This window comes from Methylomonas defluvii, assembly GCF_033949435.1.
GTDB classification, from domain to species: domain Bacteria; phylum Pseudomonadota; class Gammaproteobacteria; order Methylococcales; family Methylomonadaceae; genus Methylomonas; species Methylomonas defluvii.
In genome coordinates this window covers 52,704-67,755 of record NZ_JAXARY010000005.1, presented here as the reverse complement: position 1 = coordinate 67,755, position 15,052 = coordinate 52,704, and the positions used below count along the sequence as shown (strand labels likewise).

Sequence of the window (15,052 nt, the reverse complement as noted above, 5' to 3'; positions counted from 1 at the left end):
CAGGCCATGAAATTCAAATTTTGGGGCGTGCGTGGTTCAATCGCTACGCCGGGACCGAGCACCGTCAAATACGGCGGTAACACCACTTGTATCGAAGTGACCAGTAGCGCTGGCGATTTAATCATTTTGGATGCCGGTACCGGCATCCATGCGCTGGCGCAAAGCCTGTCCCAACAAACCTTGACCGCGCATATCCTGATTACCCATACCCATTGGGATCATATCCAGGGCTTGCCGTTTTTCCTGCCGATGTTCAAGCCCGGCAATATCATCAACATCTACGGCGGCCTGGAACCTTTGACGCATCAAGGCATCGAGCGGGCGATGCATGTGCAGTTGCAGCACAGTTACTTCCCGATCAGCGAAGCGCAGTTAAAGGCCGAGGTGCGTTATTTCACACTGAAAGCCGGCGCGCCGATTACCGTGGGTAGCGTACGGGTGACGCCGACGGTACTGAATCATCCGGTTTACAACTTTGGCTATCGTCTGGATGACGCCGACGGCAGCTCCTTATTTTTTACCGGCGATTACGAGCCACAGCTTAATCCTTATCAGCCCGATCATCCCGGCTACCCGGCCATGCAGGAATTAATAGAACAAAAGCACGAAGAAGTGATTGCGGCGATGGCCGGGGTCGATGCGTTGATTATGGACAGTTCCTACACCGACGCCGAATACGCCAACCGGCATGGTTGGGGCCACGGCACTTATCGTTCGGCGATGAATTTCGCGGCGCAGGCGGGCGCTAAACAGTTATTTTTGACGCATCATGAGCCGACGCGGAGTGATGCGGATTTGGAGGCGATTTTTGCATCGCTGTTGCAGGCTGGTGAGGTTTCGGTTTGTTTGGCTCGGGAGGGGGAGGAGTTTGAGTTGTTGGATGACTCTGGTCAGTCCGAATAAGTTAAGCCTGATTTTGCTGGAGTTTGGTTTTTTTGTGTCGCTGGCGCGACGGGTTATTTGTAAGTCGGGTCTCGGCCCGACAGCCGAGATACTTTCGCTACGAAAACCATCCCTGGTTTTTGCCCTTCGGGCCAGCCTGACGGCTGTTCAAATTCGCTCCCGGCGAATTTGTGCTTCGCCAAAAGAAAGTATCCAAAGAAAAGGCCACCCGGATGCCGCTTATTCCCTGTGCTCCTCGCTTTTGAACGGGGTCGCCGAAAGAGGCTTCCTGCCCCTTCGGCAACGCGATGCATCCATGCATCGCCCCTACGGGCTGCTCCGTTCAAAAGCTGCGGTGCTCGGCGCGGTATACGGGAGAAAACCGTACCTCGCTTTGGATGTTATTTAGTATTTCCTCGTTCCCACGCGCCGCGTGGGAACGCAGACTATCCGCGCCAGCGGTAACATACGACAAAGCAAGCAAACGAGGTCAAACCCATGGGCCGCAGTCGTTACCGCATTCTCCAATCCCAGCAGCCGCATTTCATAACCTGTACCGTACTTAACTGGATACCGTTATTCACGCGCCCGGCTACCGTGCAAATCGTGCTGGACGCCTTGATTTACCGTCAACAGCAGCACAATTGGCGAATTTACGGCTACGTCATTTTGGAAAATCACTTGCATTTGCTGGTACAAGTTGACGATTTATCCCATCAATTGGCCCACTTCAAATTATACACCGCGCGCCAGCTGATCGATTATTTGCAAGCCATTAACGCCGAGCGCTTATTGAAGCAATTGAACTGGTTTCGCAAGGCTCATAAAACCGACCGGGATTATCAGTTGTGGGAAGAAGGTAGTCATCCGCAGTTGATCGACAACCCCGACGTCTTGCGGCAGAAATTAGACTATATCCACCTGAATCCGGTCAAACGCGGCTATGTCGATTTACCGGAGCATTGGCGGTATTCGAGTGCCCGGAATTATGCGGGGCAGGATGGATTGTTGCCGGTTTATCGGGATTGGTTTTAGCTGACCGCAGCGCGGCTGGTTTGCATTCCCACGCGGCGCGTGGGAACGAGATAATACCGTTGATCGGCTCAACGGATGGACAGGAGTCAACGCCTCCGCCGTTGGCAATGCGGCAAATGATAAAACCTGGAGATTATCCGCATGAAAAATAATAATGCGTTAATGCAAGACCTGGCCCCTATTGCGCGTGATAACGGTAATTGATGGAGTTTTATATGATTTTGAATAGTTTGAAAATACAGCGCAATGCCTGTTGGTTATTGCGCCTTGCAGCCTTCTGTTTCACCTTATTGTCATGCCAAAACAGCTTGGCAGAAACTAATCCCGAGCCTGTTTTCGAGTTGACGCATACCTGGGGCGGCGTTCCTACTTCCGTTATCAAAATATATCCCGATGGCAAAGTCCATTTTCACCGCAACAAAACTGATTTTGGTAGTGAATCCGAAGACCGCTATGCACAGATGACAGCAGAGCAGTTGAATGAACTGGTGGATGTATTTTTATCGCTTCCATTTGATGCCTCAAAAAAGCTTGAGCGGGCAAAGGAAAGTGTAAGTGTACCTTGGCGTGTTTTTATCGCCTATAAAGATAAATTCATTAATATTACTATTCAAGACTCTATTTTTTTTCAATTTTTTGAAAAAAAAATGAGTAAATATAGCAATCTAAAACAATTGCTTTGCGGTGAAAACAATCAAGATGAATGTGGCACCAATGTATCCAATATACCCGATGATTTACAGGGCCTTAGAAAATACATGGAACCATGAAGCTTACTTTAAATTTTAACTTACATACAAACAGCGGAAAACTATGACAACGGTAACCGATGACCAAAAAGGCCAACTCATTAAATCCAGCTGGTTTTACCCGATGGAGACTAAAGGATTGACACTTATCTATAGCATCGTAGCCCCGATTAGCGAAGCGTAATCGGGGGGATGTGAGTCTTGCGTACGATTACGCTCCGCTAATCGTACCTACGGGGTATCGTGAAATCGGGATGGTTTTGTTCCCGTATGCCGCGCCGAGCACCGGAGCTTTTGAGCGGAATAGCCCGCAGGGGCGATGCAGGGATGCATCGCGTTGCCGAAGGGGCAGGAAGCCCCTTTCGGCAACCCCGTTCAAAAGCGAGGAGCGGAGGATCAAAGCGGCATCCGGGTGTCTTTTCTTTTGGATACTTTTCTTTGGACAAGCAAAGAAAAGTATCTCGGTTGTCGGTCCAAGAACCGACATTAAATCAAGCCGTCGCGCCAGCGACACAAAAATCCTACCCAGCATCAGACCGATTAACAGCCACCCTCTGATACCCCCTCTTAATCGCCAACGCCAACTCATGCACCGCCATCGCATAGTGCGTGCTCTGGTTGTAGCGGGTAATCGCATAAAAGTTAGGATGTCCCAGCAAGTATTCGTCTTTGCTTTGATGCCTGAGCAACAACAGCCGCAACGGATAATCGCAAGCACATGTGTCAGCCGGTTCCACACCTGCTTTAACCAAGGTATCCAAAGAATAAGCATGGTCAGCGCCGGGTTCCAGGCTGTCTATGCCGCTGAAACTGCCGCGTGTAGCCGAGACGATGGGTTGCCCTGGCTGCCAGCCGTGCTGAGCAAAATAATTGGCCACGCTGCCGATTACGTCTTCCGGGTTCCACAGGTCGCGGCGGCCGTCGCCGTTAAAGTCCACCGCCCATTGCAGAAAACTGCCGGGCATGAATTGGCCCAGGCCCATCGCGCCGGCGAACGAGCCGACCGGTTTGCCGGGGTCCAGGCCTTCACTGCGGCTCATCACCAGAAAATTTTCCAGCTCGCTGCGGAAATATTCGCCGCGCCGCTGGTAATCAAAACCCAATGTCGTCAGGGCGTCGATGATTCTATGGTTGCCGACGAAGCTGCCGAAGGTGGTTTCCACCGCCATAATGCCCAGGATGTATTCGGCAGGTACGCCGTATTGCTGGCTGGCGCGTTGCAGGGCCATATGATGCTGTTGCCAGAAGCTGATGCCGGCGTTGATATGCCGGTCGTCCAGAAATTGCGCGCGGTAGCGGGTCCAGCCGCCTTTGCTGGGTTTGCCTTTCATGCCCTGATCGGATTTGGCCAGATAATCCAGCGTCCATTGCTTGCGTTTGGCTTGCGAGAACAGGCCTTGCAGATATTCGCGGTTAAAGCCGTGCTTTTGCACCATCTGTTCGATGAACTGGTTCAAAGCCGGATAGCCGGCGTAATCACCGGTGACGGCTGTAGCGTGATAGCCGCCGACGCTGGCGAACGGCCGCAAATCCGGGGTGGCTTGGCGCGACTGGTTGGGTGCTGTTTGTTGGGTGGGTGTGCGGACGCGATTATTGGCTTTATCACCGGCCGGCGGCTGCGAGGCACAACCGACCAACAGTGCAATTAACAGTGCCGAACCGGCACTTTGTAGCGAGACTTTACTAGTACTAAATGTATACAAGCGAGTTATATCCAGGGCTATTTAAAAAGACTGCCTCCCTCGTCGTCATTTTCGGCCAGGGTCATGCCGGCGGTTTCGAAGTTGACGTTCTCGGCCCCCAGTTTAATCATCAGGCGCACCTCGTTGCGGGAGTCGGCAGCGTGCAAGGCGTCATCGTAACCAATTTTACCCGCCGTATACAGATCGTAAAGCGCTTGGTCGAAAGTCTGCATGCCATGCTCGCGGGAGCTTTTCATCAACTCTTTTAGTTTATGCACCTCTCCCTTGCGGATCATGTCTGATGCCAGCGGGGTATTCAGCAAAATCTCAATAGCCGGGTAGCGGCCCTTGCCGTCGGCGCGTTGAATTAATTGTTGGGCGACGATGCCGCGCAGGTTCAAAGACAAATCCATGAACAGCTGGCTGTGCATTTCTTCCGGGAAAAAATGCAGGATACGGTCGATGGCCTGGTTGGCGTTATTGGCGTGCAAGGTGCAAACGCACAAATGGCCGGTTTCCGCGAAGGTGATGGCATGTTGCATGGTTTCCCGGCTTCTGACCTCACCGATCAGAATCACATCCGGCGCTTGCCGCAGGGTGTTTTTTAAAGCCACTTCGAACGATTCGGTATCCAGGCCCACTTCGCGCTGGGTAATGATGCAGCCCTTGTGCGGATGGATAAACTCGATAGGGTCTTCAATGGAAATGATGTGGCCGCTACTGTTTTCATTGCGGTGCCGAATCAAGGCCGCCAGCGAGGTGGATTTACCGGTGCCGGTGGCACCGACAAACATCACCAGACCGCGCTTGTACATGATCAGTTCTTTCAACACCGGCGGCAGGTGCAATTCCTCGGCGCTGGGGATGGTGGTTTCGATACGGCGTAACACCATGCCAGCCGAGTCGCGTTGGGTGAAGGCGCTGACCCGGAACCGGCCCAAACTGTGGGCGCTTAAGGCAAACTGGCATTCGTGAGTGTTTTCAAACTCGTCGCGTTGGCGTTGCGACATAATGCTGAGCACCAGCATCATGGTCTGTTCGCTAGTTAAAACGGTTTTGGACACTTCGACGACCTTGCCGTTGACTTTCATCGACGGCGGCCGGCCGGCGGTGATGAATAAGTCCGACGCTTTCTTTTCCACCATCAGGGCCAACAGGGCTTTAAAGTCCATGATGCCTCCTTAAAATTAACGGAACATATCTTTGTTGACGGCCTTAACCATCGCGCCTTTCGCAGTAATCAAGCCTTTGTCGACCAATTCCTTCAGGTTTTGATCCAGGGTCTGCATGCCGTCTTTGCGGCCGGTTTGGATCGCGGAATACATTTGCGCCACCTTGGCTTCGCGGATCAGGTTGCGAATCGCCGGAGTGCCGACCATGATTTCGTGCGCGGCGATTCGGCCGCCGCCGACTTTTTTCAATAGCGTTTGCGAGATAACCGCCTGCAAGGATTCGGACAGCATGGCCCTGATCATGTCTTTTTCGGCGGCGGGGAATACGTCGATAATCCGGTCTATGGTTTTCGCTGCGGATGTGGTATGCAGCGTGCCGAATACCAAGTGCCCGGTTTCCGCGGCGGTCAATGCCAGGCGGATGGTTTCCAAATCCCGCATCTCACCCACCAGAATGATGTCCGGGTCTTCCCGTAATGCCGAGCGCAAGGCTTCGTTGAAACCTAAGGTATCGCGATGTACTTCGCGCTGGTTGATCAAGCATTTCTGGCTTTCGTGGACAAACTCGATAGGGTCTTCGACGGTCAGGATATGTGCGTAATCGTTGGTATTAATGTGATTCACCATCGCCGCCAGCGTGGTGGATTTACCGGAACCGGTCGGACCGGTCACCAGAATCAGGCCGCGCGGCTTGGTACACAGTTCCGCGAAAAATTTCGGCGCGTCCAGGTCTTCCAGGGTCAAAACCTTGGACGGAATGGTCCGGAATACCGCGCCGGCGCCTCTATCCTGATTGAAGGCATTCACCCGGAAGCGCGCCACGCCGGGCAACGCGAAAGAAAAGTCGGTTTCCAGAAATTCTTCGTAATCGCGGCGCTGCTTGTCGTTCATGATGTCGTAAATCAGCGCGTGGACTTCCTTGTGATTCAAGGACGGGATATTGATGCGGCGGATATCGCCGTCCACCCGGATCATCGGCGGTAAGCCGGCGGAAAGATGCAAGTCGGAGGCTTTGTTTTTGACGGAAAAGGTCAATAGTTCGGCGATATCCATGATTTATGTCCCGGCAATAAAAGGAATGATCGTCGGCAAGGATAGTACACAATTCAAAACCGGCCGGCTTATTCGTCCATGGCATCAATCCTTATGCCGGCGAGAGGTATATCGGCTTAGCGGTGCTGGCTTTTTTCGGCGCAGCGAATGCATTGATTAGCGTAGGGCACCGCAGCCAAGCGTTCCTTTTTAATGGGTTCGCCGCAGCTCAGGCAAATGCCGTAGGTGCCGGCATCGATACGGGAAATGGCTTGTTTAATTTTTTCGACTTCGTCGCGCGTGGCGTTGCCCAGTGCGTCCAATACCTCGTCATTTTCGGTTTCGACGGCCTGTTCGGAAAAGTCCTGGGCCAGCGGTTTGTCGGTGTGTCTGACGTCTTCGGTGATTTTTCCCAGTCTGTCGTCCAGGTCTTCCAGCATATTCAATAATTGGTCGCGTACATCTGCATAGTCTTTCATGGCACTCTCCGCAGCAAGGCTGCATGGTTTAATAACCGGCTTCTGCCGGCCGGATAGTCAATCCCTGGTTTATACAATGAAGCCGATAGCAGGTGCAACCAAGCTGATCTATACTCGAGTCATTGACCTTTCTTGCCTTTTGCACAATGGACATTGCTCTCGATCGCTTACTCGCCGCTGCCAATCAAGTCATTCTCGGTAAACATCAACAAATTCGCCTGGCGGTTTGTTGTCTGTTAGCCAGGGGACATTTGCTGATCGAGGATATTCCCGGTGTCGGCAAAACTACGCTGTCTCACACGTTGGCGCGCTTGTTTGGTCTGGAATATCAGCGGATTCAATTCACCAGCGATATTTTGCCGGCCGACATCGTCGGGTCCTCGGTATTCGATGCCCATCAGCAGCTATTCAGTTTTCATCCGGGGCCGATTTTCAAACAAATGATCCTGGCCGACGAAATCAACCGGGCCACACCCAAGGCGCAAAGTGCCTTGTTGGAAGCGATGGAAGAACGGCAGGTGACGGTCGAAGGCCGTACCTATCCCTTACCGCAACCGTTTTTCGTCATAGCCACCCAAAATCCGGCCCATCAAATCGGCACTTTCCCATTGCCGGAATCGCAAGTAGACCGGTTTTTGATGCGCATTGAACTGGGTTATCCCAGCCGGCAGGCCGAACGCGAGTTGCTGAGTGGCCAGCCCCGGCATGTATTGATCGACGAATTGCCAGTCGCGTTACTGCCCGCGCAATTAACGGACTTGCAACAGGAGGCGGATCAGGTGCATGTGTCGCCGGCCTTGCTGGATTATCTGCAAGCCATTCTGGCCTTCAGCCGCCAATCCACGGACTTTGCCGCCGGTCTCTCACCGCGCGCGGGCCTGGGTTTGCTGGCCGCCGCCAAGGCGTGGGCGCTGATCGATAAGCGCAAGGCCGTGCTGCCGGAAGACTTGCAAGCGGTATTGCCGGCGGTGGCCGGGCATCGTTTGAACGTGGGCGCCAACGACTCGGCGGCCATCGTCGCCCCTATTCTCAAGCATGTGCCGGTACTTTGAACGAAGCGGCCTTATCTTTAAAACAGCGCCTTAACCTGTCGCGCTTTTTTAGCGGCGAGGCTCCAACCGCCGGGCCGATTGTGCTGACCCAGCGGCGGGTGTTTATTTTGCCGACGCAACGCGGTCTCGCTTTTGTGTTGTTGATTTTGTTGCAGGTACTGATCGGCTTTGTCTACAACAACAATCTGGCTTATTTACTGGGGTTTTTGCTGGCCAGCGTTTTTTTTGTGACCATCCTGCACAGCTTCAAAGCCTTGGCGGGATTAACAATCCAACCCGCCCGCCAGCAAGCAGTGTTTGCTGGCCAAGCCGGACCGTTTAGTTTCCAGATCAGCAATCCGGGTTCACAGCCGCGTTTTGCTGTCGATCTGACTTTGCAATCCGAGCTGTCTATCAGCTTAGCCGCCGAGCAAAGCCAAACCGTCACACTGTATCAACCCACCCGGCAGCGCGGTTGGCAGCTGCCTGGCACCCTAACCCTTTCCAGCACCTACCCTCTGGGCTTGTTTCGGGCTTGGGCGCCCTTGCGTTTCGATAGTCCTTTGCTGGTGTATCCCAAGCCGGCCAGTCAGCAACTGCCGTTTCCGGACAGCGACGGCGGTCAGGATAGACCAGGTCAAAACCGCCGTAGCGGCGATGAGTTTGATGGCGTAAGAGTCTATCAGCGCGGCGATGCTATTCGGCAAATTCATTGGAAAGCTTTCGCCAAAGGCCAGGGTGTGCACAGCAAATACTACAGCGGTGCCAGTTCCAGCGAGTTGTGGCTGGATTATCAACAGGCACCGGGCCATCACACCGAAGAGCGCCTCAGTCAGCTATGCCGTTGGCTGGTGGACGCCGAACAGACCGGGTTACGCTACGGCTTGCTGCTGCCTGGCTTGCGTCTGCCGCCGGACAACGGCGCCGCGCATTATCGTAACTGTCTGCAAGCCTTGGCGCTGTTTTGAGCATGCCGTTTCTGCCTTCCACGCGCTTGATGTTGTTTATGCTGGGTTCGATAGGGCTAATCACGTTGCCGCATGCCTGGCATATCCCGCCGCTATTGTTCGGTTTTTTTACGCTACTGCTGCTTTGGCGCTTGCTCGGCATCTGGCGACCTCATTATTTACCGAACCGGGTTGTCGTCTTTTTGTTGATGTTGACAGGTATTGGCTTGCTTTACAGTCAGCAACACTCGGTATTTGGCCGGGATGCCGGTACCAGTTTGTTCGTCGTGGCCTTGGGTTTGAAGTTGCTGGAAATACACGGCAGGCGCGATGTGTATGTGATCGTTTATCTGACTTTCATCGTTGCCGTGACGCAGTTTTTGTACGAAGAAAGTATCTTGATGGCGGTGTATATCCTGCTGGTGTGCGGGGTATTGCTGGCTACTTTGATTACGCAAAACAGCCACACGCCGCAAACTATGGCGGCCTTAAGAACGTCGGCGACGATTATTCTGCAAAGTTTGCCGCTGGCCTTGGTTTTGTTTGTGTTGTTTCCGCGCCTGGAAGCACCGCATTGGAGTTGGCTGGACGACGATACCCGCGCCAAGAGTGGTCTGAGCAATACCTTGGAACCCGGCTCGATTGCCGAATTAAGTCTGTCGCCGGAACTGGTTTTCCGGGTCAAATTCGATGGGGATCTGCCGCCGCCATCCCAGCGCTATTGGCGCGGACCGGTGTATGCTAATACCGATGGCACAAGTTGGCGAGCACCGCCGGTGTTAGGCCGGGAGAATAATCCGGATCAACCAGTTTTTACTGGCGCGACTTACGATTACACCTTAATGATGGAACCGCAAAAACAGAATTGGGTTTTTGCACTCGAGATGCCCACCGAGTTTGGCGGCGGGTTACGCCGCAACGGTTTATACCAATTAATCACTAACAAAAACCCCGGCGACCGCGCCGAGTATCGACTCAGCTCGTCGCCTGTTTATAACACCGGCGGTATCAGCAAATTCGAGCGCCGGGAAAACCTGCAACTACCTGGCAAACCATCGGACAGAGTGGTCGAACTGGTTAAGCAGTTACAAGGACAGCCAGCACAGCCCGAATTGTTCATCGGTAATTTGTTACAACATTTCCGCCAGGAAGATTTTCATTACACCCTTAGTCCGGAGGCGATGCCGGATAAACCCATAGAGACCTTTTTGTTCGAGCGCCGCGCAGGCTTTTGCAGCCATTACGCCACGGCCTTCGTGTATTTGCTGCGGGTGGCGGAGATTCCGGCCCGGGTGGTCGGCGGTTATCAGGGCGGACAGATCAACGACGTCGGCGGCTTTCTGGAGATCAGGCAGGCCGACGCGCATGCCTGGGCGGAAGCGTGGTTGGACGGGCGCGGTTGGGTCAGATTCGATCCGACTGCCGCCATTGCTCCGGAACGCATCGAACGCGGGGTGAATGTGGATCTACAAATTGCCAGCGGCGCGGTGAATTTCAGCCCGATCCAACTCGACGCCAAGACCTTGTCCTGGCTGCAACGCGGCCGGCAACTCTGGCAAAGCGTCGATTACAACTGGCAACGCTGGATCATCAATTACGACACGGTCAATCAGAGAGCGTTTTTACAGAGCTTAGGCGTCGATAATTTCGTCAAGCTTGGCTACTGGCTGTTGATTAGCGTCGCCGGTATCGGCGGGGTATTGGCTTGGCGCTTGCTGCGGCCCAACCTGCGCCGCCAAGACCCTGCCCTAGTGTTGTACCGGCAGTTTTGCGCCAAGTTGGGTAAAGCCGGCTTAAGAGTTGAAATTGGCGACGGCCCGAAAACCGTTGCGGAACGCGCCAAAAAACTGCGCCCGGATTTGGCCGAAGCCATTGAGCGGATCACCGCGATTTATATTCGCTTACGCTACCAAGCCGACTTCCAAGGCAGCGATTTGCGGATTCTAAAAAAATTGGTCGCGAGCTTTAGGGTTTAACCAAACCATTCCCACCGCAAATTTCGGCATAACTACACCATCGGCATCAAGGGCAGTGGAGAGAGGGGGGCAAAAAAGCGAAATTTGCAGCGCGAACTCATTTGACTAACTAATGTAAATCCGGCACTTCTTCAGCCCCTTTTAGGGCTGGATTCTTGGCCGCGGCCGCAGCTTGTTCCTGTTGTTTTTGTTTGTTGCCTTCGCCGAACATCACCGCGCCGGCCATGAATATGGCACCGGCAATCGCGATGATAGGCAGGCGGCCGGGTTTATCCATCCACAACAATATCCACTTCGGTTTAATCAGACCGACGACCAATATAATCGCCGCCAAAATCATCACGTTAAAACTGTAGTAGATCAAAGTATTCATGAATCGGAACCCTGTTTCCAGCAAGTTAAAGAGACATACATTATTATTAGCCGCGTGACCGTTGGCAATACACAATTCATTTTCATAATTTAGGAGGCGCTATGGGCGGCTTTGGTTTATTCGCAATAATGTTGTTGGTATTTGCGGTTTTGATGGTGTTCATGAGCGTCAAATCTGTTCCGCAAGGCATGGAATACACCGTCGAACGCTTCGGTAAATATACCGCGACTTTGACGCCTGGCTTAAATATCATCATGCCGATCATCGACCGCATCGGTCGCAAGTTGAATATGATGGAACAGGTACTGGACGTGCCGTCGCAAGAGGTCATTACCAAAGACAACGCCATGGTGCGGGTGGATGGGGTGATTTTTTACCAGATCATGGATGCTGCCAAAGCGGCGTATGAAGTCAATTTCCTGGACGTAGCGGTGATCAACCTGGTGATGACCAATATCCGTACCGTAATGGGTTCCATGGACCTGGACGAACTGTTATCGCGCCGCGATGAAATCAACGCTCGCCTGCTGAACGTGGTCGACGAAGCCACCTCGCCTTGGGGGATTAAAGTCACCCGTATCGAAATCAAAGACATCGCCCCGCCCAAGGACTTGGTAGATTCCATGGCCCGGCAAATGAAAGCCGAGCGGGAAAAACGCGCACAGATTCTGGAAGCCGAAGGCTTGCGGCAAGCGGAAATTCTGAAAGCCGAAGGTTTGAAACAAGGTGCGATTTTGGATGCGGAAGGCCGCAAAGAAGCCGCATTCCGCGACGCCGAAGCCCGCGAACGTCTGGCAGAAGCGGAAGCCCGCGCCACGATGATGGTGTCGGAAGCCATTTCCAAAGGCGATGTACAAGCCATCAATTACTTCGTCGCGCAAAAATATATCGAGTCTTTAAAAGACGTCGCCTCGGCCAACAACAGCAAACTGATCTTCATGCCGCTGGAAGCCTCCAGCGTCATCGGCGCGCTGGGCGGCATCGGCGAACTGGCTAAAGAAGCCTTAAACAAAAAGGCCTGATCATGTTGGAGCAAGATATCGTGTTTTGGTACTGGTGGGTGCTGGCGGTCGGCTTTTTAGCCCTGGAAATTGTCGTTACCGGCTTCTTTTTTCTCTGGCTGGCGGTGTCGGCGTTCATCGTCGGCGCGGTAGTGCTGTTAGTGCCGGCCACGCCGTTCAACGTGCAGTTATTGATGTTTTCCTTACTGGCGGTGTTGTCGGTATTGGGCTGGCGTAAATACGCCCGCACCCGCGCCGTGGATGCCACCGATCATCCCTTATTAAATCAACGCGGTGCGCAGTACATTGGACGCACCTTTTTTCTGATCGCGCCTATCGAGAATGGTCAGGGCAAGATTAAGGCCGACGATACGGTTTGGAAGGTGCATGGGGAGGATAGTCCGCTTGGGGCTAAGGTTAAGGTAGTGGCGGTTAAGGGGACGGTGTTTGAGGTGGAGGTTTGTGAGTGAATTTTTTACTGTACATATTTATGTCAAACAAGCAAGTTTTGAGGTAAATAAATGAAAAGTTATGTAATTACTTGGTATGCGTTCGTAACAACATGAGCTCACCGAATGGCTTTTTGAATATGGATATTGGATATCCAGGTATTGAGATCAAGGTAGAGCTTCTCGTGATGCAGGAATATATCAGCCAATTGGAGTTTGGGATCAAGGCCGTTTGTAATGCGTATTTGGATGAAGAGTTAAAGAAATACGAATATTCTGAATATTACGAATACAGATACATTTACGATATTGCTGAAGAGGAGTTTCCTAAATTGATTAGGTTGCCGCTGGTTGTTTCAATTTATACGCTTTTTGAAAACTCAATAACTCAGTTACTTTCTTATGCTCAATCTAAGGAATCAAAGGCATTAAATCTCAGAGACCTTAATGGGAAATCCCTCGTTTCAAAGTTTAATAAATACATGAAGCATGTGCTGGAGTTCGATTTCCAAATATCAGATTCAAGTAGGGATGAGTTAAACAAACTTAATAAAGTTCGTAACTGTATCGTTCATGCTAACGCTAACCTATCCTCTATGCCAGAGGATAAGGCAAAGGAGATCAGGGGACTGAAGGCCGTTGGCCTCGATTTGAGTTCATCGCAGATTAATGTTTCATATGATTTTCTCAAAATATCTATGGATTGCGTTGAGAATGTTGTATGTGAGTTAATGGATTTTATGGAAAACCGATATGACTTTAATTAACCTTAAAACCTTAAGAAGCTAATGATTAATTTGTTTGAATTTTTTTTCGTTTTGTTGATTGCTTGGTTAACTGTTACAACGTTGTTGGCAAGAAAAAGGCGCTTAGATATTTTGAGCGGATTCAACGCAACTGAAGTTGTGGTTGGGCCTACTCAATCAGCTATGGCTATAAATATTCAAACTCAAAAAATAATGTTGGTAAATATTAATATATATTTGGAGAGCACGAACGGAAATATTATTAGTTCTTTAAAAACTTGGGTTTCTTTTTCGGTTGAAAATGTAGAGGCTATTGACGTGTTGGCTTTCACTAACGTTAACGCTTCGGTGCATTTTAAGTTCTATGAGCCAATAGGGTCATGGAATCATGATAGGAGCTTAACCTATTATGGTAGCCCAAACGTACGGCCCTTTTTAAAGAAGTATTTTCCTAATACACCTATTACTTGGCAATACAAAACGAAAGACGAGAAGATATTGCCATGGACAGATAGCCTATAGCTCGCCGGGTATTTTTTGCCCATGTGGATTTGATATTTTGCAAAATAATGCGTGTCGCTACCGCGACGGCTTAATTTAATCGGGTTCTCGCACCCGAAGGCGAGATACTTTCTTTTGCTCCGCCAAAAGAAAGTATCCAAAGAAAAGGCGGCCCGGATGCCGCTTGTTCCCTGCGTTCCTCGCTTTCGGCGAGGGTTGACGAAAGGGGCTTCCTGCCCCTTCGTCAACGCGCCGCATCCATGCGTCGCCCCTGCGGGCTAATCCCGCCGAAAGCTCCGGTACTCGGCGCGGCATACGGGAGAAACCCCCGTCCAGTGATTTGAAGCTTGTTACGCATTTAGACTATGGATCCAACCATTATTTAGTTGGATTTGAGCCAAGTTGTAGTCAGTGGGTTATACATGTTCTACGGATCAAATTGGCCGGAAGCTCCAGCCTTTAGAGCACTCCTACATTCGGGTAAGATGAGATCACCCATCAAGCAAACTTTCTCGATCTCCAATACTCGATTTTTACGGCTGCCGAATCCATCGCATCCCGTCTGATTCCTCTCTGAGTAGCTAAAGTGTGCAATTACTCCTATTTCCCGGCTTTGCCTGTATAATCCACAACAGAGTTGGCCGAACAGTCGCCGTTTTATGCAAATAAAAGGGAGGAAAGTCCGGGCTCCATAGGGCAGGGTGCCAGGTAATGCCTGGGAGGCGTGAGCCTACGGAAAGTGCCGCAGAAATTATACCGCCTGGTTCTTCGGAACCCGGTAAGGGTGAAATGGTGCGGTAAGAGCGCACCGCGCAACTGGTAACAGGTGTGGCAGGGTAAACCCCACCCGGAGCAAGATCAAATAGAGGAGCATTGGCGTGGCCCGCGCTGCTCCTGGGTAGATTGCTTGAGCGTCAGAGTGATCTGACGCCTAGATGAATGGCTGTTCAAGACAGAACCCGGCTTACAGGCCAACTCTTTCTCTTCTTTTTCTTTT

16 protein-coding genes and 1 other RNA gene are annotated in these 15,052 nt (G+C 51.7%); 12 read left to right on the top strand and 5 right to left on the bottom strand.

All coding sequences use genetic code 11. From position 1 onward, the window contains the following. The first annotated feature begins 6 nt into the window (after positions 1 to 6). From QLH52_RS07080 to QLH52_RS07065, 4 genes are all read left to right on the top strand, one after another. Positions 7 to 903: an MBL fold metallo-hydrolase gene (locus QLH52_RS07080; protein ID WP_319961053.1), complete on the top strand. Its 897-nt coding sequence runs from the start codon at positions 7 to 9 to the stop codon at positions 901 to 903. Further along, positions 881 to 1,291 (top strand): hypothetical protein, encoded by a 411-nt coding sequence (locus tag QLH52_RS07075; protein ID WP_165385903.1) that lies wholly within the window; start codon positions 881 to 883, stop codon positions 1,289 to 1,291. Before QLH52_RS07080 ends, QLH52_RS07075 begins: the two co-directional genes overlap by 23 nt. An 89-nt stretch (positions 1,292 to 1,380) precedes the next feature. Continuing rightward, on the top strand, positions 1,381 to 1,917 hold the full coding sequence (locus QLH52_RS07070; RefSeq protein ID WP_033158295.1) for an REP-associated tyrosine transposase: 537 nt from the start codon (positions 1,381 to 1,383) through the stop codon (positions 1,915 to 1,917). Between the two features lie 215 nt (positions 1,918 to 2,132). Then, complete coding sequence (locus QLH52_RS07065) at positions 2,133 to 2,687, top strand: hypothetical protein (protein WP_129871319.1); 555 nt, start codon at positions 2,133 to 2,135, stop codon at positions 2,685 to 2,687. 500 nt (positions 2,688 to 3,187) lie between these two features. Here QLH52_RS07065 and mltB read toward each other — a convergent pair whose 3' ends face one another. From mltB to QLH52_RS07045, 4 genes are all read right to left on the bottom strand, one after another. After that, the gene (mltB, locus tag QLH52_RS07060; RefSeq protein WP_319961051.1) at positions 3,188 to 4,369 is read right to left on the bottom strand and encodes a lytic murein transglycosylase B; all 1,182 of its coding nucleotides are present in this window, start codon (positions 4,367 to 4,369) and stop codon (positions 3,188 to 3,190) included. A 17-nt stretch (positions 4,370 to 4,386) separates the two neighbouring features. Further along, positions 4,387 to 5,520 (bottom strand): PilT/PilU family type 4a pilus ATPase, encoded by a 1,134-nt coding sequence (locus tag QLH52_RS07055; RefSeq protein ID WP_171696916.1) that lies wholly within the window; start codon positions 5,518 to 5,520, stop codon positions 4,387 to 4,389. 15 nt (positions 5,521 to 5,535) lie between these two features. Further along, positions 5,536 to 6,573 carry a type IV pilus twitching motility protein PilT gene (locus QLH52_RS07050; protein ID WP_101053853.1) on the bottom strand — a complete coding sequence of 346 codons (1,038 nt, stop codon included), beginning with the start codon at positions 6,571 to 6,573 and terminating at the stop codon, positions 5,536 to 5,538. 116 nt (positions 6,574 to 6,689) lie between these two features. After that, entirely contained in the window at positions 6,690 to 7,031 is a 342-nt protein-coding gene (locus QLH52_RS07045) for a TraR/DksA family transcriptional regulator (protein WP_020483882.1), read from the bottom strand. A gap of 146 nt (positions 7,032 to 7,177) precedes the next feature. Between QLH52_RS07045 and QLH52_RS07040 the strand changes: the two genes are divergently transcribed. The 3 genes from QLH52_RS07040 to QLH52_RS07030 are packed head-to-tail and all read left to right on the top strand — an operon-like array spanning position 7,178 to position 10,985. Then, on the top strand, positions 7,178 to 8,083 hold the full coding sequence (locus tag QLH52_RS07040; RefSeq protein ID WP_319961050.1) for an AAA family ATPase: 906 nt from the start codon (positions 7,178 to 7,180) through the stop codon (positions 8,081 to 8,083). Further along, positions 8,080 to 9,030, top strand: coding sequence for a DUF58 domain-containing protein (locus tag QLH52_RS07035; RefSeq protein WP_319961049.1), 951 nt, complete (start codon positions 8,080 to 8,082; stop codon positions 9,028 to 9,030). Before QLH52_RS07040 ends, QLH52_RS07035 begins: the two co-directional genes overlap by 4 nt. Positions 9,031 to 9,032: 2 nt before the next feature. After that, positions 9,033 to 10,985: a transglutaminase TgpA family protein gene (locus tag QLH52_RS07030; protein WP_319961048.1), complete on the top strand. Its 1,953-nt coding sequence runs from the start codon at positions 9,033 to 9,035 to the stop codon at positions 10,983 to 10,985. A gap of 109 nt (positions 10,986 to 11,094) precedes the next feature. On the opposite strand, the gene QLH52_RS07025 is transcribed toward QLH52_RS07030, so the two are convergent. Beyond that, a complete protein-coding gene (locus QLH52_RS07025) occupies positions 11,095 to 11,358 on the bottom strand; it encodes a hypothetical protein (RefSeq protein ID WP_033158303.1) in 264 nt (87 codons plus the stop codon). Positions 11,359 to 11,459: 101 nt separating this feature from the next. Between QLH52_RS07025 and QLH52_RS07020 the strand changes: the two genes are divergently transcribed. The 5 genes from QLH52_RS07020 (at position 11,460) to rnpB (ending at position 15,038) form a co-directional block, all read left to right on the top strand. Then, a complete protein-coding gene (locus QLH52_RS07020) occupies positions 11,460 to 12,380 on the top strand; it encodes an SPFH domain-containing protein (protein WP_192392570.1) in 921 nt (306 codons plus the stop codon). Between the two features lie 2 nt (positions 12,381 to 12,382). Beyond that, positions 12,383 to 12,829, top strand: a complete 447-nt coding sequence (locus QLH52_RS07015; protein WP_319961047.1) for an NfeD family protein — start codon at positions 12,383 to 12,385, stop codon at positions 12,827 to 12,829. A 92-nt stretch (positions 12,830 to 12,921) separates the two neighbouring features. Beyond that, entirely contained in the window at positions 12,922 to 13,575 is a 654-nt protein-coding gene (locus tag QLH52_RS07010) for a hypothetical protein (RefSeq protein WP_319961046.1), read from the top strand. A gap of 21 nt (positions 13,576 to 13,596) precedes the next feature. Then, the gene (locus QLH52_RS07005; RefSeq protein WP_319961045.1) at positions 13,597 to 14,076 is read left to right on the top strand and encodes a hypothetical protein; all 480 of its coding nucleotides are present in this window, start codon (positions 13,597 to 13,599) and stop codon (positions 14,074 to 14,076) included. Between the two features lie 612 nt (positions 14,077 to 14,688). Next, positions 14,689 to 15,038, top strand: an RNA gene (gene rnpB, locus QLH52_RS07000) — RNase P RNA component class A. Positions 15,039 to 15,052: the final 14 nt, after the last annotated feature.